This is a genomic window from Streptomyces sp. NPDC091292, assembly GCF_044757265.1.
Taxonomy (GTDB): domain Bacteria; phylum Actinomycetota; class Actinomycetes; order Streptomycetales; family Streptomycetaceae; genus Streptomyces.
This window is the reverse complement of record NZ_JBIVUQ010000038.1, coordinates 1-24,729: the sequence shown is the minus strand read 5'-3', so window position 1 is coordinate 24,729 and position 24,729 is coordinate 1. Positions and strand designations below refer to the sequence as shown.

Sequence of the window (24,729 nt, the reverse complement as noted above, 5' to 3'; positions counted from 1 at the left end):
GGCCCGGTGGTCGCCACCGCCTCGACTCACAGGTCCCGCAGCTCCTGGCGCAGCCCCGGGTCCCGGTCCCTGTCCCCATCCCTGTCCTTGCCGCGTCGGCGCCACGACGCCACCGGGCCCGTGGTCGCCGCGCGCAGGGCTATCGGGCGCAGGAACAGGGCCAGCAGTGCTCCTGCCGCCAGACCCGGCACGGACCACCACCAGTTCTCGGACGGTCCCGTGGACGCCTTCGCCGCCGACGCGTGCGGCGCCGGAGCCGCCGTCTCGGATACCTCCGTCTCGGGCGCGGCCGTCTCCTCGGGCGCCGTCGCCGGCTCCGGGAAGATGCCGCCCGCCCCCTGCGGCGACGCCTTGCCCATCAGGCCCAACTTCTTGACCAGCGTGCGCAGTTCCTTCGGTTCCTTGGCCCGGTGCCAGGTGCCTTCCCCGATGTCCGACATGGTCTGTGTCGTATGGATCCAGACGGCGTCGGTCCCGCGCTGGTCCGGGAAGACCCGGTCCAGGCGCCACGGCGATATGTCGTGGGCCATCCAGGTCACGTTGATCTGGCGGCCGGCATTCCCCAGCTTCAGGTCCTCCGGCGGCTTCTCGCCGTCCCGTTCCGCCTGGCCGAGGAGCCGCATCAACTCGTCGTACTCCCTGTCCGAGTAGTAGAACGCCCTCGCCTGGGCGCTCTCGGGGGAGACCACCAGCACGCTCGTCGGCCCGCCCGCCGTCGCCGTCGGCGCCCCGAGCAGGACCAGCACCAGCGCCGCCACCGACGCGACCGCCATCCCCGCCCAGGTCCCCCAACGGACCCTCGCCGCCCGCCACTTCCCGTACACCCCGTACATCCGAACCCCCAGTCGCTCCCCGATACGGCCCCTCCGCACCGGCTCACTTCTGGTACACCGCCCGAGCCCTCCGGGTTCCCACTTCGGACCGCCCATTTCGGACCGCCCAGTTCGGACCGTCAGTCCCCGGAGCCGTCGACCCCGGGCGTCGACCTCGCGATGTCCAGGGCCCGTTCACTCGACGGCACCCCCTCCAGCCGCAGCGTCAGCCCCTCTCCTGGGTGCGTCCACAGCAGCGTCGGTCCCGCGACCCGTTCCGAACGGGTCCACCGCTCGCCCTCGTCGTCCCGCATCCAGAAGGTGAGCCGGTGGGGCGCCGCGAACCAGAGCGCCGGGTCGTTCGGCGGAGCGCCCTCGCCCTCGTCACGCGGTCGTAGTTCCAGCCACTCCGCCGGCACCGCCGTCACCTTGGCGAAGGTGAAGTCGAGCTGCGCCGGGAACTCGTCCAGGCGGACCGTGCCGCCCGCGTCCCGCCAGCACAGGCTGATCAGGGCACGGTCCCCGCGCCCGCCCGTGACCTGGACCGCGTCCGGCGTGCCCAGGGCCTTCGGGACCACCGGCGCGAAGCCCGCCCGGCGCCCGGCCTCCGCGAGGGTCAGCGTCCGGCCGCAGCCCGGCACCTTCGCGTCCGACGTCGGCGCCGAGGACGGATCGACCCGGACCCGCACCCCGCCGAAGCCGAACCAGTCCGAGACCGCAGCCCGTACCGGAGGGGTCAGGGCGAGGACCGTGAGCAGGCCGCAGAGGGCCGCCGTCAGCGCGCGCCGACGCGCCCGTATCCACCGTTTCGCGCCGTGCGCCCACCGCCGCGCCCTGCCGGACGGCCCCCGGGGCTCGGTCAGCGCCACGGGGGCCGGGAGATCCCCGGCCAGTATCCGCTCCAGCACCCGCTCGACCATCGACTCCGTCCCGGCCTCGGCATCGGCCCGCGCCAGCGCCCGCCCCAGCCCCCGCAACTCCTCCGGCAACCGGTCCTTCGACACCCGGTCCCCCGGCACCCGGTCCGCCGACGACCGCCCCTCGGGCACCCCCGGCTCCACCCCGGCCCCTTCGCCCCCGTCACCCGTGGCGCCCATCCTTCTCACCTCCCTCCTCCCCGATCGACCGTCCCGCAGCCCTACCCGCTCCCGCCGCCCTACTCGCGCCCGCTTCCGTTCCCTCTCCCGCGTCCTCCCGTATGTCCATCCCCGGTGGCAGCAGCCGTGCCAGCTTGTGCAAGGCCCTGTTCAGACGGGACTTGACCGTGCCTCTGGGCCAGGACAGGGCCTCGGCCGTCTCCGTCTCGTCCATCTCCAGGAGATAGCGGTACGTCACGACCAGCCGGTGGTCCTCGCTCAGCCGGTCCAGCGCCGTCAGCAGCGCCACGCGCCGCTCCCGGGCGACCGCCGCCTGCGCCGGATCCACCGAGTCCGGTATCAGCGGCTCCGCCTCCCGCAGCGCCGCCTCGCGGTCGGTGACCGAGCGCCGTCGCGCCGCCGACCGCACCGTGTTCCTCGCCTCATTGGCCACGATGCTCAGCAGCCACGGCCGGAAGGCCGCACCGTCCCTGAACCGGCCCAGGGTGCAGTACGCCTTCAGAAAGGACTGCTGCACCACGTCCTCCGCGTCCGCCCCCGCCCCCAGCGCCCGCGCGGCACGCAGTGCCAGCGCGGTGTGGGCGCGGACCAGCAGCGCGTACGCCTCCGGCTCCCCGGCGCGCACCCGCGCGATCACCGCGCCCTCGTCCACCGCGCTGTCGTCGACGGCGATGCGGTCCCCCTCCCGCGTCCTCACATCGTTGATACACCGCCCGCCCCCGATCGGTTCCCACCCGGCGCCACCCGATTTCCGCACCCTTCAGCTTCCGGTTCAGCTTCCGGTTCGGCTTCCGGTCGTCCGGAGCGCCTCTCCCGCCTCGCGAATCAGTTCCCGGCCGTCGTAGGTAGCTGTCACAGGTACCTGAGAGAATGGGGGACATGGCCTCAGACCGTCCCCGCGTGCTCTCCGGAATCCAGCCCACCGCAGGCTCGTTCCACCTCGGCAACTACCTCGGCGCGGTCCGCCAGTGGGTGGCGCTGCAGGAGTCCCACGACGCGTTCTACATGGTCGTGGACCTGCACGCGATCACGCTGCCGCAGGACCCGAAGGAGCTGCGGGCCAACACCCGGCTCGCCGCCGCGCAGCTCCTCGCCGCGGGGCTCGACCCGGAGCGCTGCACGCTGTTCGTGCAGAGCCATGTGCCGGAGCACGCACAGCTCGCCTGGGTGATGAACTGCCTCACCGGGTTCGGCGAGGCGTCCCGGATGACGCAGTTCAAGGACAAGTCGGCCCGGCAGGGCGCGGACCGCGCGAGCGTCGGCCTGTTCACGTATCCGATCCTCCAGGTCGCCGACATCCTGCTCTACCAGGCGCATGAGGTGCCGGTCGGTGAGGACCAGCGCCAGCACATCGAGCTGACACGTGACCTGGCCGAGCGGTTCAACGGCCGGTTCGGGAAGACCTTCACCGTCCCGGCGCCGTACATCCTCAAGGAGACGGCGAAGATCTACGACCTTCAGGACCCGTCGATCAAGATGAGCAAGTCGGCGTCGACGCCGAAGGGCCTGATCAATCTGCTGGACGACCCGAAGGCGACCGCGAAGAAGGTCAAGAGCGCGGTCACGGACACGGACACGGTCGTGCGGTACGACGCGGTGGAGAAGCCCGGCGTCAGCAATCTGCTCACGATCTACTCGACCCTGACGGGGGCGGGTATCACCGAACTGGAGCACAAATACACCGGTAAGGGCTACGGTGCGCTGAAGACTGACCTCGCAGAGGTCATGGTGGAGTTCGTGACCCCGTTCCGGGAGCGCACACAGCAGTATCTGGACGACCCCGAGACCCTCGACTCGATCCTGGCGAAGGGTGCGGAGAAGGCGCGCGCCGTCGCCGCCGAGACGTTGGCGCGGGCTTACGACAAAGTGGGATTTCTCCCAGCCAAACACTGAGCCGCCCGGCCGTCGGTCGGAGTCGTACAGTCGTAGCGGTCGCATCCGCCACGCCGGTAGGACCCTGCCCGCCACACGAGCACCCTGCCCACCACACGCAGACGGGAGACGACGTGGGGACCGTAACGATCGGAGTGTCGATCGCGGTCCCGGAGCCCCATGGCAGCCAGCTCCAGGAGCTGCGCGCGGGCTTCGGTGATCCCGCCGCGCACGGCATCCCCACGCATGTCACGCTGCTGCCGCCGACCGAGGTGGAGGAGGCGGCGGTCCCCGCGATCGAGACGCATCTCGTCCGGGTCGCCGCCGCGGGGCGCCCCTTCCCGATGCGGCTGTACGGGACGGGTACGTTCCGGCCGCTGTCGCCCGTGGTGTACGTCCAGGTGGTCGAGGGCGGTTCGGCCTGCACCTGGCTCCAGAAGCGGGTGCGGGACGCGTCGGGCCCGGTCGCGCGCGACCTTCAGTTCCCGTACCACCCGCACGTCACCGTCGCGCACGCCATCGGCGAGGCGGCGATGGACCGGGCGTACGAGGAGCTGTCCGAGTACGAGGCCCAGTGGCCGGTCACCGGTTTCGCGCTGTACGAGCAGGGCGCCGACCGGGTCTGGCGCAAGCTGCGCGAATTCGCCTTCGGCGGGCCGACGGTGCCCCCGCAGGCCACGGCGCCGGCCGAGCAGGGGACGCTGCCCGCCCGCTGACGGGAAATGGCGCGATCGGCCGTCTCCGCAATGATCTGGCCACTTTTCAGAACAGACTCCCCGCCCCCCTGGAAACCAAGCCCCCGGAAACCAAGCCCCCGGCTCACATCGGCAGGCGGCGGAACACCGCGCGCGGGGCGTGGCGCAGCGCCGACATCACCACGCGGAGCGTGCCCGGGACCCAGACCAGTTCCGCGCGGCGCCGCAGGCCCGTCTCGATCGCGGTCGCCACCGCCTCCGGGGTGGTCGCGAGGGGTGCCTCCGCCAGGCCCGCCGTCATCTTCGAGCGGACGAAGCCGGGGCGTACGACCATGACGTGCACGCCCGTTCCGTGCAGCGCGTCGCCGAGGCCCTGGGCGAAGGCGTCGAGGCCCGCCTTGCTGGAGCCGTAGATGAAGTTGGACCGGCGGGCCCGCTCGCCCGCGACCGACGACAGGACCACCAGCGAGCCGTGGCCCTGGTTCTGGAGGGCTTTCGCGGCGACCAGGCCCGCCGAGACGGCGCCGGTGTAGTTGGTCTGCGCGACCCGCACCGCCGACACCGGGTCGCTCTCGTCGCGCGCCTGGTCGCCGAGGAGTCCGAACGCCAGCAGCACCATGTCGAGGTCGCCCTCGGCGAACACCTTGCCGAGCACGTCCTCGTGGGACTCGGGGTCGAGCGCGTCGAAGGCGACGGTACGGACGTCCGCGCCCAGGGAGCGCAGATGCTCGGCCGCGGCCTCCAGGGCGGGCGAGGGGCGGCCCGCCAGCCACACCGTACGGAGCCGGCGGGCGATGAGGCGGCGCGCGGTCGCCAGCGCGATCTCCGACGTACCGCCGAGTACGAGCAGGGACTGGGGGGTGCCGAACGCGTCCTTCATGGAAACCACACTCCGAGAGATCCGGGAGATCCGGGACAGGTGAAGACAGGTGAGCAGGGACAAGGGGACGACGTCCCTCAGAGAGCCAGGCGGCGGGACAGGTCCGAGCGGAAGACCCCGTGCGGGTCCAGTTCGGCCCGCAGTGCGCGGAAGTCGGCGAGCCGGGGATACATGCCGGGGAGCAGTTCGGGCCGCAGCCGGGAGTCCTTGGCGAGGTAGACCCGGCCACCGGCCCCGGCCACCTCGTCGTCCAGGCCGTCGAGGAAGCTGCCGAGGCCCGGCAGGCTCGCCGGGATGTCCAGGGCCAGGGTCCAGCCGGGCATCGGGAACGACAGCCAGCCGGGATCGCCGTCGCCGAACCGTTTGAGTACGGCGAGGAAGGACGGGCACCGGCGCCCGGAGATCCGCCGCACGATCCGGTGCAGGGCCTCCTCCTGGCCGTGCCCGACGACGAACTGGTACTGCACGAAGCCCGCGCGCCCGTACACGCGGTTCCAGTGCGGTACGCCGTCCAGGGGGTGGAAGAAGGCGGGGATGCTCTGGAGGCGGCCGGTCCGGGCGCGGGGGGCCTTGTGGAACCAGAGCGCGTTGAACAGGCCCACGGAACGGCGGCCGAGCAGCCCGTTCGGGAGGAAGTCGGGGGCGGCCGGGAGCGTGCGGGGGCTGAAGGCAAGCGGGGTACGGCGGGTCCGGGCGGGCAGCGCGTCGAGCGGGGCGTGGTCGCCGCGCGTGAGGACCGAGCGGCCCAGCGACCTGCCGCGCGCGAGGAGGTCGATCCAGGCCACGGAGTAGCGGTAGCGGTGGTCGGTCGCGGTGAGGCGGGCCATCAAGTCGTCCAGATCGGCGGCCCGTTCGGTGTCGACGCACATCAGTGAGGTCTCGACGGGCTGGAGGCGGACCCGCGCACCGAGGATCACCCCGGTCAGCCCCATCCCGCCCGCCGTCGCGTCGAAGAGGGGGGTGCCGGGTTCGACGGTACGGACCGTGCCGTCCGCCGTGAGCAGGTCGAGCGAGTCGACGTGCCGCGCGAACGAGCCCGCCCCGTGGTGGTTCTTGCCGTGGATGTCCGCGCCGATCGCCCCGCCGACCGTGACATAACGGGTGCCGGGCGTCACCGGCACGAACCAGCCGAGCGGCAGCAGGACCTCCATCAGCCGGTGCAGGCTGACCCCCGCGTCGCACCGCACGGTCGCACCCGGGCGCGCACCCGCCGTACCGGGGTGCGCGTCGATCGCGTGGATCCGGTCCAGCGCCGTCATGTCGAGGACGCCGCCGCCCGCGTTCTGCGCCGCGTCCCCGTACGCCCGGCCCAGGCCCCGCGCGATCCCGCCCCGGCCGCCCGCCGCGCACGCGAGGACGGCGGTGACGGCCTCCTCGTACGAGCGCGGGCGCAGCAGCCGGGCCGCCGTCGGCGCGGTGCGGCCCCAGCCGGAGACGGAGACCGGGAGCGCGGCTTCGAGGGGTACGGCGCGCGAGAGGGGTGTGGGGGGTGTGGGGGACTCGGTGGGCATGCGAGCGACCGTATCGCCGTGTATGTGCGGTTTGCCGGAGCTGCCGGATGCCTGACGGTTCCTCGCGCCGTCCCTCACCGAGATGGGTGAGTGCGGGAGTGTCCTCCCATAAACCGGCAATCACAGGATGTTGCGTATATGGAGCAATCAGCGTCAATCGGAAGAATCAACGCCATTCGGAATCGTTCACAAGCAGTCAGAAACAATCACCTTCATTGACTCAAGGGGCCTCATGCACGCCATGGACCACCGGTTGCTGTCCGTACTGCGCGAATGCGGCGCGGACCCGCACGTCGCGGCGGCGGCCCGCGCCCTGTCCTGGACCGGTGAACACGGCGCCCTCTGGCTCGCCGCGGGGCTCGCCGGAGCCGCCGCCGACCCCGAGCGACGCGGCGCCTGGCTGCGCGGCACCGCGCTCACGGCCGCCGCGCATCTGGCCAGCATGGGAGTGAAGCTCGTCGTACGCCGGGCCAGGCCCACCCGCGTCGAACCCCTGGTCCGCACCGCGGGCCGGCACTCCTTCCCCAGCTCGCACGCCACATCGGCCGCCGCCGCCGTCGTCGCGTACGGCGCCCTGCACCCCGCGGGCGAACGCGTCGTCACCCCGCTCGCCGCCGCGATGTGCGTGTCGCGGCTCGTCGTCGGCGTGCACTACCCGACCGATGTGGTGGCCGGAGCGGCGCTCGGCGCGGCCACCGCGCGGCTCGGGGTGCCCTGGATGCGCCGCGCACTCACAGGAGGCACCGCCCATGTCTGACACCTCCGACGGCCCCGCCGAGAGCACTGCTCTCCTGACCCGGGACACCCCGAGCCCCGCACCACCGGAACCGGAACCGGAACCGGGCCGCCGCCGTGCGGGAGGCCCGCTCGCCCTCCCGCTGGGCCTGATCAGGACCGCCCGCCCCCGCCAGTGGGTCAAGAACGTCCTGGTGATCGCCGCCCCGGCCGCCGCAGGCGAACTCTTCACCTGGCACGCGGCAAGCCAACTCGCCCTGGTCTTCGCCCTGTTCACGGCCTGCGCCTCCGCCGTCTACCTGATCAACGACGCCCGCGACGCCGAAGCCGACCGCGCCCACCCGGTCAAACGGCACCGCCCGGTCGCCGCCGGACAGGTACCCGTACCCGTCGCCTACGCGGTCGGCGCGGCGCTCGCCGTGCTCGCGCCCGCCGTCGCCGCCGTCCTGTGCACCCCGATGACGTCCGCGCTGCTCACCGCGTACGTCGCGATGCAGCTCGCGTACTGCCTCAGCCTCAAGCACGTCCTCGTCGTGGACCTCGCCGTCGTCACCGCCGGGTTCGTGATGCGCGCGATGATCGGCGGGATCGCGCTCGGCATCCCGCTGTCGCGCTGGTTCCTCATCACCACCGGGTTCGGCGCGCTGTTCATGGTGTCCGCCAAGCGGTACTCGGAGGCCGTGCAGATGGCGGGCCGCGCGGGCGCCACGCGCGCGCTGCTCACCGAGTACACGACCGGCTATCTGCGGTTCGTGTGGCAGCTTGCGGCCGGGGTCGCCGTGCTCGGGTACTGCCTGTGGGCGCTGGAGGGCGGGGCGGCGGGCGGCGCACTGCTGCCCTGGCGCCAGCTCTCCATGGTCGCGTTCACGCTCGCCGTGCTGCGGTACGCCGTCTTCGCCGACCGGGGCACCGCGGGCGAACCGGAGGACGTGGTCCTGCACGACCGCGCGCTCGCCTGCATCGGACTGCTGTGGCTGGCCATGTACGGGCTCGCGGTCGTGAACCTGTGACCACCCCGGAACCTGTGACCACCCCGGAACGCATGACGACCGGCAGGGAGCTGTTCGGATTCGCCACCACCGGACTCTGCGCCTACGCCGTCGACCTGGGCCTGTTCCTCTGGCTGCGCGACCCCGAAGGCCCCTTCGCCCTCGAACCGCTCACCGCGAAATCCCTGTCCTTCGCCGCGGGCTGCACGATCGCCTACGCGGGCAACGCCCTCGGCACCTACCGGCGGCGCCCGCCCGAGGTGTCCCGGCTGCGCCAGTACGGGATCTTCTGCGCGGTCAACCTCGCGGGCGCCCTCGTCCAGCTCCTCTGCCTGGCCGTGTCCCACTACGGGCTCGGCCTGACCTCACGGACCGCCGACACGGTGTCCGGCGCGGGCATCGGCATGGCCCTGGCGACCGTACTGCGGTTCTGGGGCACCCGTACCCTCGTCTTCCGACCGGCGCGACCCTCGCGTACCGCACCCGCACCCGCACCCGCACCCTTGGACCACCTCGTACGGGGCAGACACGGATCATGGACTGGCTGACGAGACTCCCGGTGATCGGCCCGTATGTCACGCGGCTGACGACCACGCACGCCTGGGCCGCGTACGACCGCCTGGACCGGGTGAAATGGTCGCGGCTCGCGGCGGCGATGACCTTCATCAGCTTCCTCGCGCTGTTCCCGCTGCTGACCGTCGCCGCCGCCGTGGCCGCCGCCACGCTGTCCACCTCCGGGCAGCACAAGCTGGAGAGCAGGATCGCCGAGCAGGTGCCCGGCATCTCCGACCAGCTCGACATCGGGCAGCTCGTCGCCAACGCCGGGACCGTCGGCCTCATCGCGGGCGCCGTGCTGCTGTTCATGGGCATCGGCTGGATCGGCGCCATAAGGGGCTGTCTGCGGGCCGTGTGGGAGCTGCCCGACAAGGACGAGAACCCGGTCCTGCGCAAGGCCAAGGACGCCGTGGTGCTCGTCGGACTCGGCGGCGCCGGGCTCGCCTCGCTGCTCGCCTCCACGGTCGCGAACACCGCCGTCGGCTGGACCGCGCGGCAGCTCGGCATCGACGAGGCAGGCGCGGGCGGGGGGCTGCTCCGGGCGGCGGCCTTCGCCGTGGCCGTACTCGCCGACTTCCTGCTGCTGCTCTACGTCCTGACGCTGCTGCCCGGCGTGCACCCCCGCCGCCGCGATCTGCTGACCGCCGCGCTGATGGGCGCCGCCGGGTTCGAACTCCTCAAGGTGCTGCTCGGCAGCTACATCAGCGGCGTCGCGTCCCGCAGCATGTACGGGGCGTTCGGGGTGCCCGTCGCCCTGATGCTGTGGATCAACTTCACCGCGAAACTGCTGCTGTTCTGCGCCGCGTGGACCGCGACCCGCAGGCCCACGCAGGCCGACGACGCCGAAGCGGAGGTCACGGACGAGGACGGCGGCGGACCAGGTCGGGCAGCGGCCAGCGTCGGTTGACCAGGAACACCCCGGCCGCCAGCACCAGCAGCACCCCGCCCATCACGGCGAGCGCGATACCCATCCCGCCCGACTCCTCGGACGCCGCCGCCTTGGCCGCGTCGGTGCCGGCCGTCGTGCCGCCCTTGCCCCCGGCCTGCGCCTCGGACCCGGCACCGGCGTCACTGCCGTCACCCGAGCCCGCACCCTTGCCCGTACCCGCGGTCGCCCCCGCGTCGGTCCCCGTACCGCCCGTCTTCGCGCCCTTCGGCGGCACCAGCTCACCCACCGGGTCGACCTTCCCCGCCGACTTGAACCCCCAGTCGAGCAGCCGCGCCGTCTCCTTGTACACGGCGTCGTGCTCGGTGGACGACGGGTTCATGACGGTGACGAGGAGCACCCGGCCGTCCCGCTCGGCGACCCCGGTGAAGGTGGCACCGGCGTTGGTCGTGTTGCCGTTCTTGACGCCCGCGATGCCCTTGTACGGGGTGAGCCCGGGGTCGCCGCTGAGCAGCCGGTTGGTGTTCTGGATCTCGAACGTCGGCCGCTTCTTGCCCTTCTCCGCCTCACCCGGGAACTGGGCGCGCACGGTCGAGCAGTACTCCCGGAAGTCCTTCTTCTGCAGCCCGGAGCGCGCGATGAGGGTCAGGTCGTACGCGGACGACACCTGCCCCTTCTCGTCGTACCCGTCGGGCGTGACCACCGTGGTGTCCAGCGCCTGAAGGTCCTCGGCGTGCTGCTGCATGTCCTTGACGGTCTGGTCGACGCCGCCGTTCATCGCGGACAGCACATGCACCGCGTCGTTGCCGGAGCGCAGGAAGACCCCGAGCCACAGGTCGTGCACCGTGTACGTCTGGTTCTCCTTGACGCCGACCAGGCTGGAGCCCGCCCCGATGCCCGAGAGGTCCGTCGGCTCGACCTTGTGCGACTGCGTCTTGGGGAACTTCGGCAGCACCGTGTCCGCGAACAGCATCTTCATGGTCGACGCCGGGGGCAGCCGCCAGTGCGAGTTGTGCGCGCCGAGCACCTGGCCCGACTCGGCGTCCGCGACGATCCAGGACCGCGCCGTCACGTCCTTCGGGACGACGGGCGCGCCCGCCTTGAGGTTGGCCTGGGTGCCGGGCCGGCTGAGCTGGACACCTCCCACCGACGACATCGCGCTCGGGGGCTGGACCTTGTCCTTGTCCGGTTTGGGGTCCGCGTGCGCGGGCCCGGCGAGCGAGAGGGACAGGGGCAGGGACAGGGCGGAGGCGACCAGCAGCGCGGTCATCGCCCGCGCACGGGCGGCGGTGCGCGAGGCGGCGGTGGTGGCGGCGGTGCGCGCGTCGGCGGTCCGGGGGGCAGCAGTCATGGCAGGCACGGACGAGAACGTACAGGGAGCCGTCCGCGAAGTCTCCGGCGAGGTCGGCTGTGTCCACGCTGCCCCACCCTGGCGGCGGCCCCGAACGGACGGTCGCGATACTGGACGCATGAAGCTCAGCCGCCCCCTCTCCTGGTTCCTGCTCGCCTTCGGGGTGTGGAGCTGGGTCATCTGGATCACTTTCGTCAAGAACCTGTGGAAGGACGGCAGCGGACTCGCCTTCGACGGAGCGGGCGACCCCACCGGATACTTCTGGGTCCATCTCACCCTCGCCGTCGTCTCCTTTGTCCTGGGGACGGTCGTCGGAGCCATCGGGTTCCGTGGCCTGCGCGCACTGCGCGGCACGGACGCGCCCGTACGCGAGAACTCGTAGGAAGGCGACCCGGTGGGCATCGTCGTGGGCATCCTGATCGGCGTCGTCGCACTCGCGGTGATCGGCGGTCTCCAGCGGTACGTGTGGCGGCGGGTGGTACGGGACACGACCACGCGCGGTACGAGGGCACGGCGGGCCGGTACGGCCGTGTTCGTGGCGGGTCCGGTGCTGATGGTCGGGGCGCTGGTGGCGGGCAGGACCGCGCCGTTCTGGCTCCAGAAGGTGCTGGCCTGGCCGGGCTATCTGTGGATGGCCCTGATGATGTATCTGCTTCTCGCGCTGGTGGTGGGGGAGGTGGTACGGCCGGTGCTGCGGAGGGCGCTCGCCCGTAAGGACGGGGGTGCCGGGGAGTCGGACCGGGCCGAAGCCGGGGTGACGGTCGGCGTCGGTGCCGCCGGATCCGGGGCGGACCGGGCCCCCGCCGGACCAGCCCCCGCCGACCCGGTGGCCGAAACCCCGCCCGAGGCTCCGGCCCCCACTGGTCCCTCGCGCCGCGTCTTCGTCTCCCGGGTCGTCGCCGGAGCGGCCGTCGCCGCCGCCACGGGCACCGTCGGATACGGCACGTACTCCGTCCTGAACGGCCCGAGCGTGAAACGCGTCACAGTCCCGCTCGCCAAGCTGCCCCGCTCCGCGCACGGATTCCGTATCGCCGTCGTCAGCGACATCCACCTCGGGCCGATCCTGGGCCGGTCGTTCACCCAGCGGGTCGTGGACACGATCAACGGCACGCAGCCCGACCTGATCGCGGTCGTCGGCGACCTGGTCGACGGCAGCGTCGCGAATCTGGGGCCCGCCGCCGCGCCCCTCGCCGGACTCGAAGCACGGCACGGCGCCTTCTTCGTCACCGGCAACCACGAGTACTTCTCGGGCGCCGAGGAGTGGGTGGAGGAGGTCCGGCGCCTCGGACTGCACCCGCTGGAGAACGCCAGGACCGAACTGCCCGGCTTCGATCTCGCGGGCGTCAACGACGTGTCCGCCGAGAGTGAGGGGCAGGGGCCCGACTTCGCCAAGGCGCTCGGTGACCGGGACCCGGCGCGGGCGAGCGTGCTGCTCGCGCACCAGCCCGTGGTCATCCACGACGCCGTACGGCACGGCATCGATCTCCAGCTCTCCGGCCACACCCACGGCGGCCAGCTCTGGCCCGGCAACTACCTCGCGGAGCTGGCCAACCCGACGGTCGCGGGGCTCGAACGGTACGGGGACACGCAGTTGTACGTGACCCGGGGCGCCGGGGCCTGGGGGCCGCCCGTGCGGGTCGGCGCTCCGTCGGACATCACCGTGGTCGAACTGGCGTCGAAACAGGCCTGATTTCCCGGACCGTGGCCGAATCACCATGGGTCCGTGACGTCACGGGGACACCATGGGCCCCTCGCGCGCTGCATGATGTCCGACAGAGATGTCGAACTCGCGTGCTTCATGTGCTTCGTGTGGGGGAGGTGGCGGATGTGCCGCGCCGCACCTCGTTTCGGTTGCCGCTCCATCCGGCGTCGGTGGGGCTGGCCCGGCGCCGGGCCCGTGAACACCTGGCCGGGTCGGACGCCCGCCCCGACGACACGATGGTGGACGACACGGTGCTGATCGTGTCGGAGCTGGTCACGGATGCCGTACGGGAAGGCCCCGACCTTGAGCGGGAGTTCGAGGTCACGGTGGAACTCCGGCCGGACGGCTCCTGCCTGGTCGAGGTCTCCGACGCGTCCCGCCCCGCCCCGGAGCCACGGACTGAGTGGAACCTCCTGGACACGCTCTGCACGACCTGGGGCACCCGCCCCCACACCACCTGGGCCGTGCTACCCCCGCGATGAAGCGGTCAGAGCCCGTCAGGGCTCGCGTCCCGCTCGCAGCGTCACCATGACCGTCAACCCCCGCCCCGGCGCCGTCTCCACCCGCACCTCGCCCGCGTGGGCCTCCACCACGCCCTGGACGATCGCCATCCCCAGACCGCTGCCGGCCCCACCCCCCGTACGGAAGAAGCGGTCGAAGACGCGGGACGCGTCCTCCGGGGGGAGGCCGGGGCCCTCGTCCGCCACCGTGAGGTGGACGCGGCCGTCGACCCGTTCCACCGCCAGGACCACCCCGGCGTCGGCGGGGGTGTGGGTGCGGACGTTGCCGACGAGGTTGCCCAGGACCTGCCGCAGACCCGATTCGTCGGCGTGCACCAGCAGCGCGCCGTCGGCCTTCACCGTGACGGGCCGCTGAGGCTGCTGCGCGCGCAGGTCCTCCGCCGCGTCCCGCACCAGCCGGCTCACATCGACGTTGCGGAACCGGAGTTCGGGCTGCTGGTCGAGGCGGGCCAGGGTCAGCAGCTCGTCCACGAGGCGCCCCATCCGGTCCACCTCGGCGTTCATCCGGTCCCAGGCACGGGCCCGCTCGTCCGGATCGGGCAGCATGCCGCGCTCGTAGAGCTGGAGGTAGCCCCGGATCGCGGCGAGCGGGGTGCGCAGTTCGTGCGAGGCGTCCGCGACGAAGTGCCGTAGCTGCTCCGAGCTGCGCTCCCGCGTCCGGTACGCCGATTCGACCTGGTGCAGCATCGAGTTGAGTGCGAGCCGCAGTTGCTCGACCTCCGTCACCGGGTCCCGGCTGGACGGCACGCGCCGCGTCAGATCCCCCTCGGCGATCGCGGACGCGGTCTCCACCATGTCCTCCAGGGGCCGCAGCCGATGGTGCGCGCCGATCATCGTCAGCACCGCGAGCAGGGCCAACAGCACGGTCCCCAGGGCGAGATCCAGCTTGAGCGCCTTGCCGACGCCTTTGTGCACGGCCTGCGTGGACGTGGCCATCAGGACCGTCGTCCCGTCCGTGAGCCGTGCGCCGACCGCCCGGTACGGATCGCCGTCCAGTTCGAGGTCCCGGGGCGAGTCGGCCGCCGCGAGTGCCTCCGGGTCCCGGACGGCGGCGGCGAGCGCGCGCTGCCGGGGCGTGGGTGTCAGGGTCCCGACCGCGACGGGTTCGCCCCCGGCCCCCACCGCCACGAACACGGTGTCCGCGCGCGGCAGCCCCCCGGCGTCCTTGCCCCCCGGCGAGATCCGGTCGAGCGCGATACCCAGTTCGCTGAGGCTCTCGATCTGCTTCAGGGTGAGCCCGGTGCTGCGCAGCGAGTTGCGTGAGGCGGTCAGCTCGGCGTCCACGTTCTGGAGGAGGTAGTGCCGCATGCCCATCAGGCTGACGGCGGTGGCCGCGATGATGCCGAGAGCGAGCAGCGCCACATTGACGCGGGTGAGCTTGGCGCGCAGGCTGCGCATGCCGCGGTGCCGGTACCTCACGCCGACCTCACGCTCATCACGCCCACCTCACGCCAGCCCGTATCCGACCCCGCGCCGGGTCGTGATCAACGGGGGTCCGAGAGCGTCCAGTTTGCGGCGCAGATAGCTGATGTACGTCTCCACGACGGTCGACTCGGCGCTGTGCTCGTACTGCCAGACATGCCGCAGCAACTGCTCCTTCGGCACGATCTGACCTGCGTTGCGGACCAGGAACCGCAGCAGCGCGTACTCGGTCGGCGTGAGCTGCGCGGTGCGGCCCGCGCGCCGCACGGTGTACGTCGTCTCGTCCAGTTCCAGGTCGCCGTGGCGCAGCGGTGGCCGCCGGGGCAGGACGTCGGCGGGCCGGGTGCGGCGCAGTACGGCGGTGATCCGGGCGATCACCTCGTCGATGTTGAACGGCTTGGTGATGTAGTCGTCGCCGAAGCCGAGCGCCCCGACGATCTCGGCGGGCGCGTCCCGCGCGGTGAGGAAGATGACCGCCAACTCGGGCCAGGCGGCGCGCAGTTCACGGCCGAGCGACCGCCCGTCGCCGTCCGGCAGCATCACGTCGAGGAGCGCCGCGTCCGGGCGGGACCGCTCGGCGAGGTGCCGCGCCTGCCGTACGGTCGCCGCGGTCAGCACCTCGAATCCGTGGTAGCGCAGGGCGATCGACAGGACGTCGGCGATGCTCGGTTCGTCCTCGACCACCAGCACGGTGGCACCTTCGTGCGCGTGCCGGTGCGCGCGCTCGCCGTCCTGGTCCTGGCCGGGGTCTTTGGCGCTGTGGCCCTGGCCGCCGGGGTCTTCGCCGGTGTCGCTCATGACCCCAGTATCCGTGCGCCCGCACCCCCGGGGACCGGCCCGAGCCTTGGAGTTCCCTGAGATTCCTTGGAGTTCCCTGGGAGCCATGGGAGTTCCCTGAGAGTCATGGCCGCGCCGCGCCACGCACCCGCCCCGCCCCCGATGCTGAGCCGCGGACCCGGGGGACCGACGAGGCGACGAAAGGGCAGAAACGTGACGGCATTGGCACGCTGGTGCTATCGGCACCGGCTGGTGGTCCTGGTGCTGTGGGTGGGGGCGCTGTTCGGCCTGGGCGTGGCGGGCACCTCCGCCGGCACCGACTACGCGAACAACCTCTCCCTCCCCGATACGGACTCCACACGCGCCTACGACCTGATGGCGAAGGCGTTCCCGGAGCGCTCCGGCGACACGGACACGGTGGTCTGGCGGGTCTCGGACGGCTCGGTACGCGACGACGCCGTACGGTCCCGTATCGAGCCGGCGCTCAAGGAGATCGCGGGGATGCCGGGCGTCGGCGAGGTCACCGACCCGTACGCGGCCGGACCGGCGGGCGCCGCCCAGATCAGCGGCAACGGCCGCATCGCCTACGCCCAGGTCACTTTCACGGAGCAGGCGAACGAGGTACCCAAGGAACTCGTCCAGGACGTGGTCGACACCGCGCAGGGCGCCGAACGCGCGGGGCTCCAGGTCGAGTTGGGCGGACAGGCGATCACCCGCATCCAGGAGCCCCCGACCGGCACCGCCGAGATCGTCGGCATCCTCGCCGCCGCGATCGTGCTCTTCCTCGCCTTCGGGTCCCTCTTCGCGATGATGCTGCCGCTGGTCGTCGCGATCTTCGGCGTCGGCACCGCGATGCTCGCCACGATGCTCCTCAGCCACACCGTGAACGTGCCCGAGGTCGCCCCGCTGCTCGGCTCCCTGATCGGACTCGGCGTCGGTATCGACTACGCCCTGTTCATCGTCACCCGCCACCGGCGCGGCCTCCTGCGCGGCCTCGAACCCGAGGAAGCGGCCGTACGGGCGCTGAACACCTCGGGTCGCGCGGTCCTCTTCGCGGGCGGCACGGTCTGCATCGCCCTCGCCGGGATGCTCGTGATGAACATGCGTTTCCTCGACGGCGTCGTCGTCGCGACCACCCTGACCGTCGTCCTCAGCGTCCTCGCCGCCGTCACCCTGCTGCCCGCGCTGCTCGGCGTCCTCGGCCCCCGGGTGCTCAGCCGCCGTCAGCGCCGCAAGCTGGCCGTGACAGGCCCGGTGCCGGAAGAGAGCAACGGGCTCGCGGCGCGCTGGTCGGCGTACGTCCAGCGCAGGCCCCGGTCGGTGGCGCTCGGCGCCGTCGTCGTCATGGCCGTCCTCGCGCTGCCCGTCCTGTCGCTGCGGCTCGGCGCCACCGACCAGGGCAACCACCAGGAGTCGACGACGACCCGGCAGGCGTACGACCTCCTCGCGGAGGGGTTCGGGCCGGGCTTCAACGGGCCGCTCCAAGTCGTGACGGACACCGGGAACTCCGGGAACACGGCCGACCTGATGGACCGGATCCGGGCCACCGAAGGGGTCGCCCAGGTCGCCGCAGCGCCGCCCGCCAACGGCGTCTCGGTGATCCAGGTGGTCCCGACGACGTCACCGCAGTCGGTGGAGACGGACCGGCTGATCGACCGGCTGCGCGACGACGTGATCCCGGCCTCGGGCGTCGAGGCGCACGTCGGCGGGGTGACGGCCATCTCCAAGGACTTCGCGTCGGTGACGTCGGACCGGCTGCCGTACTTCATCGCCGCGATCATCGGCCTCGGCTTCGTCCTCCTGCTGATCGCGTTCCGCTCGCTCGTCGTGCCGCTGACCGCCGCCGTGATGAACCTGATCGCCGCCGCGGCCTCCTTCGGTGTCCTGGTGGCGATCTTCCAGTGGGGCTGGGGCACGGAGCTGCTCGGCATCGGCAAGGAAGGCCCGATCACGGCGTTCCTTCCCGTGATCATGCTGTCGCTGCTGTTCGGCCTGTCCATGGACTACCAGGTGTTCCTGGTCAGCCGGATGCACGAGGAGTGGGTGCACACCCGGGACAACGCCCGTGCGGTACGGGTCGGCCTCGCCGAGACCAGCCGGGTCATCAACTGTGCGGCCCTGATCATGATCTGTGTGTTCAGCGCCTTCGTGCTGAGCGGTGACATGGAGGGCGCGATGGCGGGCATCGGGCTGGCGGCGGCGGTCGCCCTCGACGCGTTCGTCCTGCGGACGGCGATGGTGCCGGCGGTGATGCATCTGCTGGGGCGGTCGAACTGGTGGCTGCCGGACTGGCTGGAGAAGAGGGTGCCGCATCTGGCGGTGGAGGCGCCGGAGAGTACTGAGGCAGCGGAAGTTCAGGGTCGGCGGGAGCCGGTGGCCGACGGCTCGGACGGCGCCTCGGGTGGCGCGGCGTCGGTCGTCCACGGCTTCATCCGCACCACCGAGGGCGAACCCGTCGCCGACGCCGTCCTCACCCTGATGTCCCCGGGCGGCAGCCAACTCGACCGGGTCACCTCGCTCGCCGACGGCTCGTACATCCTCGCCGTGCCGGCCCCCGGCGGCTACCTCCTGGCGGCGACGGCCCGAGGCTTCGAGGCCCGCGCCCGCCATGTCCGGGTCGCGGACGCGCCGCTGGTGTACGACGTGGAACTGGCGCCGGAGGGAGCGGACGCGGTGACCTGACGACGGGCCCCACGGCAGGCCCTACGACAGGCCATACGACGGGCCCTACGGGAGGGCAGCTTCGGACCGGGGCTCGGGGGCGCCCTCGTACACCCCCCGCCCCACCCTCCGTACCCCCGGCACCGCCGCCGTCCCCGCGCAGGCCACCGCGGTCAGGGCGGCGGCGGCCCACAGCGGGGCGGCCGGGCCCCAGGCGTCGGCGGCGAGCGGGGCCAGGACGTAGCCGAGCGGCATCGCGGCCATCGACAGCAGCCAGTCGTACGAGGTGACCCGGGCCAGTACGCCGGACGGGATCGTCGCCTGGACCGTGGTCTCCCAGACGGGGTTGAGGAAGCCGAGGCCCGCCAGGGCGACCCCGTACGCGGCGATCACGGCGGGCGCCGGGGCGGAGGCGGCGAGGAGGGCGAGCGGCAGCGCGTACGTGGCCAGGCCCAGGTTCGCGACGAGCACCGGGCGGCGGGGGCGGGCGCGGCCCGCGAGCAGGGAGCCGAGCAGCAGCCCGACCGCGCCCGCCTGGAGTATCAGCAGCCAGGTCTTCTCACCGCCGAGTCCGTGCACCGCGAGCGCGGGGCCGAGGGTCGCCAGGACGGCGGCGGCGCCGTTCCACGCGGCGTGCGCGATCAGGCTCGTCCAGTACCAGTCGCGGGAGCGGACCTCGTGCCAGCCCTCGACCAGATCGGCGCGCAGCGACCGGTGCTCGACCCGGACGCGGGGCGTCCGCATCAGCGCCAGCAGACCCGCGCTCACCGCGAACGACGCCCCGTCCAGGACGAACGCCCAGCCGGGGCCCACGGTGAGGATGAGCAGCCCCGCGAGCGCGGGCCCGCCGACCGCCGTACCGCTGCGCACCACGCCGAGCGCCGCGTTGGCCGCCTGCCGCTGCTCCTTCGGCACCGTGCCCGTGATCAGCGGCGGCAGGGTCGGCATCGCGAAGGCGGACGCGGCGCCCGCGGCCACCTCGGCGAGCGCGATATGCCACAACTCCGGTTCTCCAGAGAGGAGTTGGGCGCCGACGAAGAGCTGCGAAGCACACCGTACGAGATCGGTGGTGAGCGCCACCTTCCGCGCGTCGAACCGGTCCCCGACGACTCCGCCGAGCGGCAGCAGGAGCAGCCGGGGCACCATCGCGCAGCCGAGGACCAGCGCGAGCGCCGAGGTGGAGCCGGTGGCGCGCAGTACGGCGAGCGCGAGCGCGGCCGGGATGACGGCGTCGCCGACGAGGGAGAGGGAGCGGCCGGCGAAGAGGAGGCGGAAGGAGGGGTTGCGGAGGAGGGGGTGCGCGAGGGCTGAGCGGGGGGACGGCAGCGTGGGCATGGCGGAGAATGTATTTCGGTACCGAAGTATTCGTCAACGAAATATCTGGAAGCGAAGGGAATCGCTGAGGGAGGGTAGGGTGCGGGCGCATGGAGGCCGAAGAGCGGGACGCAGGGTCGGACCGGACGCCGGGTTCGGTAAGTGATCCGGCACGGGACCCGGCGCGGGACTCGGTACGGGACTCGGTCGACGATCATGTCGCGCGGTGGTTGCCGGTGCTGCCGGGGCTCGATCCGGACATCGAGGGCGCCGTGACCCGGATGCAGAAGATCACCGTACGGCTGCGCCGGTTCCGTGAACGGTCGCTGGTGGACTTCGCCCTCGACCGCCACGAGTTCGACACCCTGCACCAACTGATCGCCCGGGGCGGCAAGGCCGCGCCGTCCGACCTGGCCGCCGATCTGGACCTCGCCCCGGCCTCGGTGACCGGCCGCCTGGACGCGCTCGAACGCCGCGGCTTCGTCCGCCGCGCCCCCTCCACGACGGACCGCCGCCGGGTGAACGTCGAGGTCACGGAGGAAGGGCGCGCGACCTGGCTCGGCGCGATGGATGTCGTGGGGCACGAGGAGTACCGGCTACTCGGCACCCTCTCGTCCGACGAGCGCCGTCAGTTGTCGGACCTGCTGAGGAGGGTCATGCGGGCGGCGGAACATCCCCCGGAACATCCTCCGGAGCGGAAACGGGAGTAGTCGCTCCTGTCGAGGTCGTGGCACCGTTCTCCGTCCGGGGCCGGGTCATCCCGGGCAGGAAGTCCGTGAACAGCTCATGGACTTCCCGTACGAGCGGACGCAGCGCCCGGAACCGGGCGAGCGCGACCCCGCGCGAGGTGAGCCGCGCCCCGCGCTCGGCGAGCCGCCTGCTCCGCGCCCGCCCCTCGGACCGGTCGAACACCCAGAACAGCACGAGCCCCATCTGCGAGAGCCACATCAACTCCGGCAGTACGTCGGCCAGTTCGGCCGGAACCTTCGCCTTGGACCCGGCGAGTACCTCGCGGTGGACCGCGATCGCCGACTCGCGCGCGTGCTCCGACTCCGGCGAGAACGGGCTGAGCGGGCTCTCCGGGTCGGCCGCGTTCTTGAAGAACTGCGCCGCGAACTCGTGGTACGGCGCCGCCACGTCCACCCAGATGGTGAGCACTCCGGCGAGCCGTGCCTGAAGGTCCGTCTCCTGGTCGAGCAGCGGCCGGACCGCCGCCTGGTGCTCGGCGGCGATCCGGTCGTAGAACCCCTGGACGAGGTGTTCCTTGCTCCCGAAGTAGTAGTACGCGTTGCCTACGGAGACGCCCGCCTCCTGCGCGATGGCGCGCATGGTCGTCTTGTCGTAGCCGCGCTCCTGGAAGAGCCGGAGAGCGGTCTCCAGGATGAGCGTGCGGGTCTGCTCGCTCTTGGCGGACTTGTCGTCGCTGTTCTTCGGTGTCTTCGGTACCGGCACGGTGTCAAAGCCTAGCCAGAGGCGCAGGCGTCGTCCGCACAGCCGCCGGGTCCGGTACGGGAGCCTTTGCCAAGGTCGTCGTACGACCAGCCGGTGTCGGTGTCGTACCGCCAGCCGTCCTGGCTCCGGTAGGTCCCCCCTCCCCAGCGGCGGTCGCGTTCCACGCGCGCCTTGGCGGCCTCCCGCCACTTGGCGGCGGTGACCACGGCACCCTTGGCGAGCCGGGCGCCGGCCGGAGTGCTGAGCCGGTGCGCGAGGGGCCGGTACGAGGCGAGCGCCCACAAGCAGACGATCCAGGCGGCGGGGCCCCGGTAGAGCTGGCCCCCGTCGCCGACGACGGTGATCTCGGCGAGGGTCGACGCGGGGTCCAGCTCCGGAAACCGCTGCCGCGCCGCGTCCGACCCGGCCGGGACGAAGTCGAGCGGGACCAGTCGGCGCTGGCCGGCGAGCCACTTGCGGACGTGGGCGCAGAGGGGGCAGTCGGCGTCGTAGAGGACGGTGAGGCGGTGGACGGGTGGCTGCTGGACGGGTGGCTGGTGGGTGGCGACGGCGTCGGCCATCGGGTCACGCTCCGGCGGGCGGGGCGGTGGGTCCGGACGGCGTGGCCCACGCGTCCTTGCCTCCGTAACCGAGGTAGCCCTGCGGCGGTACGGGCGGCTGCTGCTCGCGCTCCATGATGCCGCGGCGGCGCATCTTGCTGAGGACCCACACATTGCCCAGGTGCAGGACGCCGAGGACGAGCAGGACGACACCGAGCTTCGTGGACAGGGCCTCGAAGACGCCCCGGGTGTCGGCGATGTTGTCGTCGCCGCTGAGGTAGAGGGCGACGAAGCCGAGGTTGACCAGATAGAAGCCGACCACCAGGAGGTGGTTGACCGCGTCGGCCAGCTTCTCGTTCCCGTGCAGGACGTCTCCGAGGAAGATCCGTCCGTTACGGCTGAGGGTGCGCGCCACCCAGATGGTCAGCCCGATGCTGACCACCAGGTAGACGACGTACGCGACGACTGTCAGATCCATGGTCCCCACCCCTTCACTTGCGTTCACCCGCAGTTGCCTGCTGATGCTGTTGAACGTGTTCAAAAACGCTGCCGAGAGAAAAGTAGCGCGCTTTTTGAACACGTTCAAGGCGGGGGTGGGTGGGGGCTGGCTCAGATGGCGCGGGCCAACTCGGGCCGCTTGCTGTAGTCGGTGAACCCGACGACGTTGCCCCAGGGGTCGGCGACCTCGACGACCCAGCCGGTGGAGACGGAGAAGGGCGGATCGACCGGCGGCACCCCGGCGGCGGCGAGCGCGCGGGCCTTGGCGCGGGCGTCGCGCACCTCAAGCCAGACGCGGGCGGCGGGCCAGGGCGGCGGCCGGTGCGCCACGCCCTCCTCGACCCGCAGCAGCACGCCGGGGGTCTCGGCCCCCACCTTCACCAGCGCGATCCCGACCTCATCGATCCGAAACGCCAAGGGAAACCCGGCCCGCTCGTAGAACGCGACGGCTTCACCGAGATCACCGACGGGAAACAACACGTTGTCGAACCCGAGGAGGTCGTCGGGGGCGGGGTCACCGGAAGAGGAATCTGACATTCCGTCAGACTAGGGGTTCGGGAATCCGGGAGCCGGGATCAGCACGGGTGTCGACCGGGGGGAGACAGGTTCGACACCGTGCCCGCACCCGCTCGTGAGCTGATCCGACAAATAGCCCTGGAGTACGGGGTGGCGAACCCGAGGACCGAGACGCGCGTGGGCCCGTCCGGGGTGGCACTGTGGGGCGTGAGGTGTCTGTCGCCGTCACGGCAGCGCGGCGCTGCGCTCGCGGCCTCGCGGGAACCCCCAATGACGGGCCTGAGCACCGTCGCCCGTATCGCCCACCATCAGGCGGGCGCCGACTTCTGGAGCTTCTGGTGGGACTGAGAGAGGTGCCGCCGCGTCGTGGCATTTCAGGGGAGCCGTACGTGAACTTGAAGTTCACGGCGGCTCAAGGAGAGCGCGTTGAAGTGTGTTTCGAACCGGTAGGGACGACGTTCTCTTTGGTCGACGGAGAGTCGATCTACCTCCGAACTCCCATGGAGAGCGTGGCGTCGCTGGAAATCGTCTCCTGGCCCAACGGCGTAGGCGTATGGGTTCCGTATCCCGGGACAGGGGAGTACGCGATTCTCGACTCCGAGGGCGAGGAGCTGGACACGCTTTAGCGCCTCGCCGGATCAGTAGTCGCGGGTCGAGCGCCAGGCGTGGCTGTGTGGGTGGGCGGCGTAGAGGGTGCAGATTTCGTGGTCCGGGTCGTATTCCTGGCAACCGTCTTTGATCTGGGTGCGCGCGTGCTTTTCGTTCCACAGGAGCCATACCGCCTTTCCCTCGGTGTCTCCGGGGAGGAAGAGGAGGTGGGCGGCGTGGTCTTGGGTGGTGGTGTCGTGGGGGTCCAGTTCGCAGGTGACGTACGGGGGGAGTTCGTCCACGTCTGACTCGGGGCCGGCGAGGATCAGGGTGTGGGCGACGATGGTGAGGCCGAGGGCGGTGGGGGCTGCGCAGGCGGGCACAGGGGTTCCCTTCTGGTGACAGGGGTCAGATGGCGGGTGTGTTGTCTTCGCAGGTGTGGTGTTGAAGGGGGCGGTGCCGCGATGGGTTTGCACGGGGCCGAGCCACAGCACGGGTACGCCGACGCGGTCGCAGCGCCAGCACTCGCCCTGCGTCCAGGGATTCGTCACCGGCCGACGCCGAGCGCGATCGCGGTCAGCAAGGCGGCGACGGTGACCACGTGGAGTAGTTGTCGGGTCCGCTCGCTCACCGCTCCGGCTCCAGCTCCGCCCACACGCGCTTGCCCCAGGGCAGGGCATCCGCGCCCCACGTGTCCGAGACAGCCGCGACGAGGGCGAGGCCACGGCCCTCGACGTCATCGGGCCCGGCGTCCCGAGGTGCAGGCGGGACACGGGACTTGTCGATGACGTCGACCCGTACGCGCCCCTCCGCCATCCGGGACACCGTCACCCGGATCGCGGGTCCCCGGGAGTGCTCGGCGGCGTTGGCGACGAGTTCGGTGACGGTGAGTACGGCGGCGTCGGTGAGCGCGGTCAGGCCCCACGCGGCGAGGGTGTCCGCGACCAGGCGCCGCGCGCGGCTGGCGGATTCGGCCCGGCGCGGCAGCGTCACGGAGACGAGTGCCCTGACACCGGGGCGGGAGAAGGACTCGGCGACACTCACGCGCTCACCTCGGCAAGGCGTTCCCGACCCATGCGGATCAGAACACGCACGGACGCGGGCGCGCACAGATCCCCGTCGTAAGCGGGAGGCACCACCCAGTACGGACCGGGCGGCCCGACGCGATCCGGACGCGACACCCCCAGATACGTACCGACCTCGACACACGAAGTCCCGCACCGCCCCTCCCAGATGAGACCGGCGTGCCAGGGGATGAGGGCCTAGACGAGTCATTCCGAATGCTGACGGTGTGTCTGGGAACGCAGACAGGGCGTCCAAGATCGTTGTGTGACGAACAACCTGGACGCCCTGCTG

Annotated in this window: 28 protein-coding genes; 13 read left to right on the top strand and 15 right to left on the bottom strand. The window is 71.9% G+C overall.

Annotated elements, in window-relative coordinates:
- Window positions 1-26 precede the first annotated feature (26 nt).
- From ACIQNU_RS43195 to ACIQNU_RS43185, 3 genes are all read right to left on the bottom strand, one after another.
- Window positions 27-773 carry a hypothetical protein gene (locus ACIQNU_RS43195; protein ID WP_401378067.1) on the bottom strand — a complete coding sequence of 249 codons (747 nt, stop codon included), beginning with the start codon at window positions 771-773 and terminating at the stop codon, window positions 27-29.
- 179 nt (window positions 774-952) lie between these two features.
- Entirely contained in the window at window positions 953-1,909 is a 957-nt protein-coding gene (locus ACIQNU_RS43190; protein WP_401378064.1) for a hypothetical protein, read from the bottom strand.
- Window positions 1,893-2,606, bottom strand: coding sequence for an RNA polymerase sigma factor (locus ACIQNU_RS43185; RefSeq protein WP_401378062.1), 714 nt, complete (start codon window positions 2,604-2,606; stop codon window positions 1,893-1,895). Before ACIQNU_RS43185 ends, ACIQNU_RS43190 begins: the two co-directional genes overlap by 17 nt.
- 182 nt (window positions 2,607-2,788) lie before the next feature.
- Between ACIQNU_RS43185 and trpS the strand changes: the two genes are divergently transcribed.
- Both trpS and ACIQNU_RS43175 read left to right on the top strand, forming a co-directional pair.
- On the top strand, window positions 2,789-3,802 hold the full coding sequence (gene trpS / locus ACIQNU_RS43180) for a tryptophan--tRNA ligase (RefSeq protein WP_401378059.1): 1,014 nt from the start codon (window positions 2,789-2,791) through the stop codon (window positions 3,800-3,802).
- Between the two features lie 113 nt (window positions 3,803-3,915).
- Complete coding sequence (locus ACIQNU_RS43175; protein WP_401378056.1) at window positions 3,916-4,497, top strand: 2'-5' RNA ligase family protein; 582 nt, start codon at window positions 3,916-3,918, stop codon at window positions 4,495-4,497.
- Window positions 4,498-4,600: 103 nt separating this feature from the next.
- Here ACIQNU_RS43175 and ACIQNU_RS43170 read toward each other — a convergent pair whose 3' ends face one another.
- On the bottom strand, window positions 4,601-5,356 hold the full coding sequence (locus tag ACIQNU_RS43170) for a decaprenylphospho-beta-D-erythro-pentofuranosid-2-ulose 2-reductase (protein WP_401378053.1): 756 nt from the start codon (window positions 5,354-5,356) through the stop codon (window positions 4,601-4,603).
- Window positions 5,357-5,433: 77 nt separating this feature from the next.
- Window positions 5,434-6,867 carry an FAD-binding protein gene (locus ACIQNU_RS43165; protein WP_401378051.1) on the bottom strand — a complete coding sequence of 478 codons (1,434 nt, stop codon included), beginning with the start codon at window positions 6,865-6,867 and terminating at the stop codon, window positions 5,434-5,436.
- Window positions 6,868-7,099: 232 nt separating this feature from the next.
- Here ACIQNU_RS43165 and ACIQNU_RS43160 point away from each other — a divergent pair, with 232 nt between their 5' ends.
- From ACIQNU_RS43160 to ACIQNU_RS43145, 4 genes are read left to right on the top strand one after another with little or no spacing between them, the layout of a single operon-like run.
- Window positions 7,100-7,624, top strand: coding sequence for a phosphatase PAP2 family protein (locus ACIQNU_RS43160; RefSeq protein WP_401378049.1), 525 nt, complete (start codon window positions 7,100-7,102; stop codon window positions 7,622-7,624).
- Window positions 7,617-8,612, top strand: coding sequence for a decaprenyl-phosphate phosphoribosyltransferase (locus ACIQNU_RS43155; protein WP_401378046.1), 996 nt, complete (start codon window positions 7,617-7,619; stop codon window positions 8,610-8,612). Before ACIQNU_RS43160 ends, ACIQNU_RS43155 begins: the two co-directional genes overlap by 8 nt.
- A gap of 32 nt (window positions 8,613-8,644) precedes the next feature.
- Window positions 8,645-9,139: a GtrA family protein gene (locus ACIQNU_RS43150; RefSeq protein ID WP_401378043.1), complete on the top strand. Its 495-nt coding sequence runs from the start codon at window positions 8,645-8,647 to the stop codon at window positions 9,137-9,139.
- On the top strand, window positions 9,127-10,053 hold the full coding sequence (locus ACIQNU_RS43145; protein WP_401378041.1) for a YihY/virulence factor BrkB family protein: 927 nt from the start codon (window positions 9,127-9,129) through the stop codon (window positions 10,051-10,053). Before ACIQNU_RS43150 ends, ACIQNU_RS43145 begins: the two co-directional genes overlap by 13 nt.
- Here the strand turns inward: ACIQNU_RS43145 and ACIQNU_RS43140 are convergent.
- On the bottom strand, window positions 10,001-11,383 hold the full coding sequence (locus ACIQNU_RS43140) for a D-alanyl-D-alanine carboxypeptidase family protein (protein WP_401378039.1): 1,383 nt from the start codon (window positions 11,381-11,383) through the stop codon (window positions 10,001-10,003). The two genes, ACIQNU_RS43145 and ACIQNU_RS43140, sit on opposite strands and share 53 nt — an antisense overlap.
- Window positions 11,384-11,501: 118 nt before the next feature.
- Here ACIQNU_RS43140 and ACIQNU_RS43135 point away from each other — a divergent pair, with 118 nt between their 5' ends.
- The 3 genes from ACIQNU_RS43135 to ACIQNU_RS43125 all read left to right on the top strand — a co-directional run bounded on the left by ACIQNU_RS43135 (window position 11,502) and on the right by ACIQNU_RS43125 (window position 13,567).
- Window positions 11,502-11,765, top strand: coding sequence for an SCO4848 family membrane protein (locus ACIQNU_RS43135; protein WP_401378037.1), 264 nt, complete (start codon window positions 11,502-11,504; stop codon window positions 11,763-11,765).
- A gap of 12 nt (window positions 11,766-11,777) precedes the next feature.
- Window positions 11,778-13,073, top strand: a complete 1,296-nt coding sequence (locus ACIQNU_RS43130) for a metallophosphoesterase (protein ID WP_401378035.1) — start codon at window positions 11,778-11,780, stop codon at window positions 13,071-13,073.
- Window positions 13,074-13,210: 137 nt separating this feature from the next.
- Complete coding sequence (locus tag ACIQNU_RS43125; protein WP_401378033.1) at window positions 13,211-13,567, top strand: ATP-binding protein; 357 nt, start codon at window positions 13,211-13,213, stop codon at window positions 13,565-13,567.
- Between the two features lie 15 nt (window positions 13,568-13,582).
- On the opposite strand, the gene ACIQNU_RS43120 is transcribed toward ACIQNU_RS43125, so the two are convergent.
- Entirely contained in the window at window positions 13,583-15,004 is a 1,422-nt protein-coding gene (locus ACIQNU_RS43120) for an ATP-binding protein (RefSeq protein WP_401378030.1), read from the bottom strand.
- A 48-nt stretch (window positions 15,005-15,052) separates the two neighbouring features.
- On the bottom strand, window positions 15,053-15,718 hold the full coding sequence (locus ACIQNU_RS43115) for a response regulator transcription factor (RefSeq protein ID WP_401378127.1): 666 nt from the start codon (window positions 15,716-15,718) through the stop codon (window positions 15,053-15,055).
- A 309-nt stretch (window positions 15,719-16,027) separates the two neighbouring features.
- Here ACIQNU_RS43115 and ACIQNU_RS43110 point away from each other — a divergent pair, with 309 nt between their 5' ends.
- Complete coding sequence (locus tag ACIQNU_RS43110; protein ID WP_401378124.1) at window positions 16,028-18,487, top strand: MMPL family transporter; 2,460 nt, start codon at window positions 16,028-16,030, stop codon at window positions 18,485-18,487.
- Between the two features lie 45 nt (window positions 18,488-18,532).
- On the opposite strand, the gene ACIQNU_RS43105 is transcribed toward ACIQNU_RS43110, so the two are convergent.
- The gene (locus ACIQNU_RS43105) at window positions 18,533-19,801 is read right to left on the bottom strand and encodes an MFS transporter (protein ID WP_401378027.1); all 1,269 of its coding nucleotides are present in this window, start codon (window positions 19,799-19,801) and stop codon (window positions 18,533-18,535) included.
- 89 nt (window positions 19,802-19,890) lie between these two features.
- On the opposite strand from ACIQNU_RS43105, the gene ACIQNU_RS43100 reads away from it, so the two are divergent.
- Window positions 19,891-20,490, top strand: coding sequence for a MarR family winged helix-turn-helix transcriptional regulator (locus ACIQNU_RS43100; protein WP_401378025.1), 600 nt, complete (start codon window positions 19,891-19,893; stop codon window positions 20,488-20,490).
- On the opposite strand, the gene ACIQNU_RS43095 is transcribed toward ACIQNU_RS43100, so the two are convergent.
- From ACIQNU_RS43095 to ACIQNU_RS43080, 4 genes are all read right to left on the bottom strand, one after another.
- The gene (locus tag ACIQNU_RS43095) at window positions 20,435-21,232 is read right to left on the bottom strand and encodes a TetR family transcriptional regulator (protein ID WP_401378023.1); all 798 of its coding nucleotides are present in this window, start codon (window positions 21,230-21,232) and stop codon (window positions 20,435-20,437) included. The two genes, ACIQNU_RS43100 and ACIQNU_RS43095, sit on opposite strands and share 56 nt — an antisense overlap.
- Before the next feature lie 11 nt (window positions 21,233-21,243).
- Window positions 21,244-21,792, bottom strand: coding sequence for a thiol-disulfide oxidoreductase DCC family protein (locus tag ACIQNU_RS43090; protein ID WP_401378020.1), 549 nt, complete (start codon window positions 21,790-21,792; stop codon window positions 21,244-21,246).
- 4 nt (window positions 21,793-21,796) lie between these two features.
- Window positions 21,797-22,249: a hypothetical protein gene (locus ACIQNU_RS43085; RefSeq protein ID WP_401378018.1), complete on the bottom strand. Its 453-nt coding sequence runs from the start codon at window positions 22,247-22,249 to the stop codon at window positions 21,797-21,799.
- A 131-nt stretch (window positions 22,250-22,380) separates the two neighbouring features.
- Window positions 22,381-22,806: a VOC family protein gene (locus ACIQNU_RS43080; protein ID WP_401378015.1), complete on the bottom strand. Its 426-nt coding sequence runs from the start codon at window positions 22,804-22,806 to the stop codon at window positions 22,381-22,383.
- Window positions 22,807-22,884: 78 nt separating this feature from the next.
- On the opposite strand from ACIQNU_RS43080, the gene ACIQNU_RS43075 reads away from it, so the two are divergent.
- Both ACIQNU_RS43075 and ACIQNU_RS43070 read left to right on the top strand, forming a co-directional pair.
- Window positions 22,885-23,133 carry a hypothetical protein gene (locus tag ACIQNU_RS43075; protein WP_401378012.1) on the top strand — a complete coding sequence of 83 codons (249 nt, stop codon included), beginning with the start codon at window positions 22,885-22,887 and terminating at the stop codon, window positions 23,131-23,133.
- Window positions 23,134-23,174: 41 nt separating this feature from the next.
- Window positions 23,175-23,411, top strand: a complete 237-nt coding sequence (locus ACIQNU_RS43070) for a hypothetical protein (RefSeq protein ID WP_401378010.1) — start codon at window positions 23,175-23,177, stop codon at window positions 23,409-23,411.
- A 12-nt stretch (window positions 23,412-23,423) separates the two neighbouring features.
- Here the strand turns inward: ACIQNU_RS43070 and ACIQNU_RS43065 are convergent, their stop codons facing one another.
- Entirely contained in the window at window positions 23,424-23,756 is a 333-nt protein-coding gene (locus ACIQNU_RS43065) for a hypothetical protein (RefSeq protein WP_401378008.1), read from the bottom strand.
- A gap of 244 nt (window positions 23,757-24,000) precedes the next feature.
- Entirely contained in the window at window positions 24,001-24,417 is a 417-nt protein-coding gene (locus ACIQNU_RS43060) for an ATP-binding protein (RefSeq protein WP_401378005.1), read from the bottom strand.
- Between the last annotated feature and the right edge of the window lie 312 nt (window positions 24,418-24,729).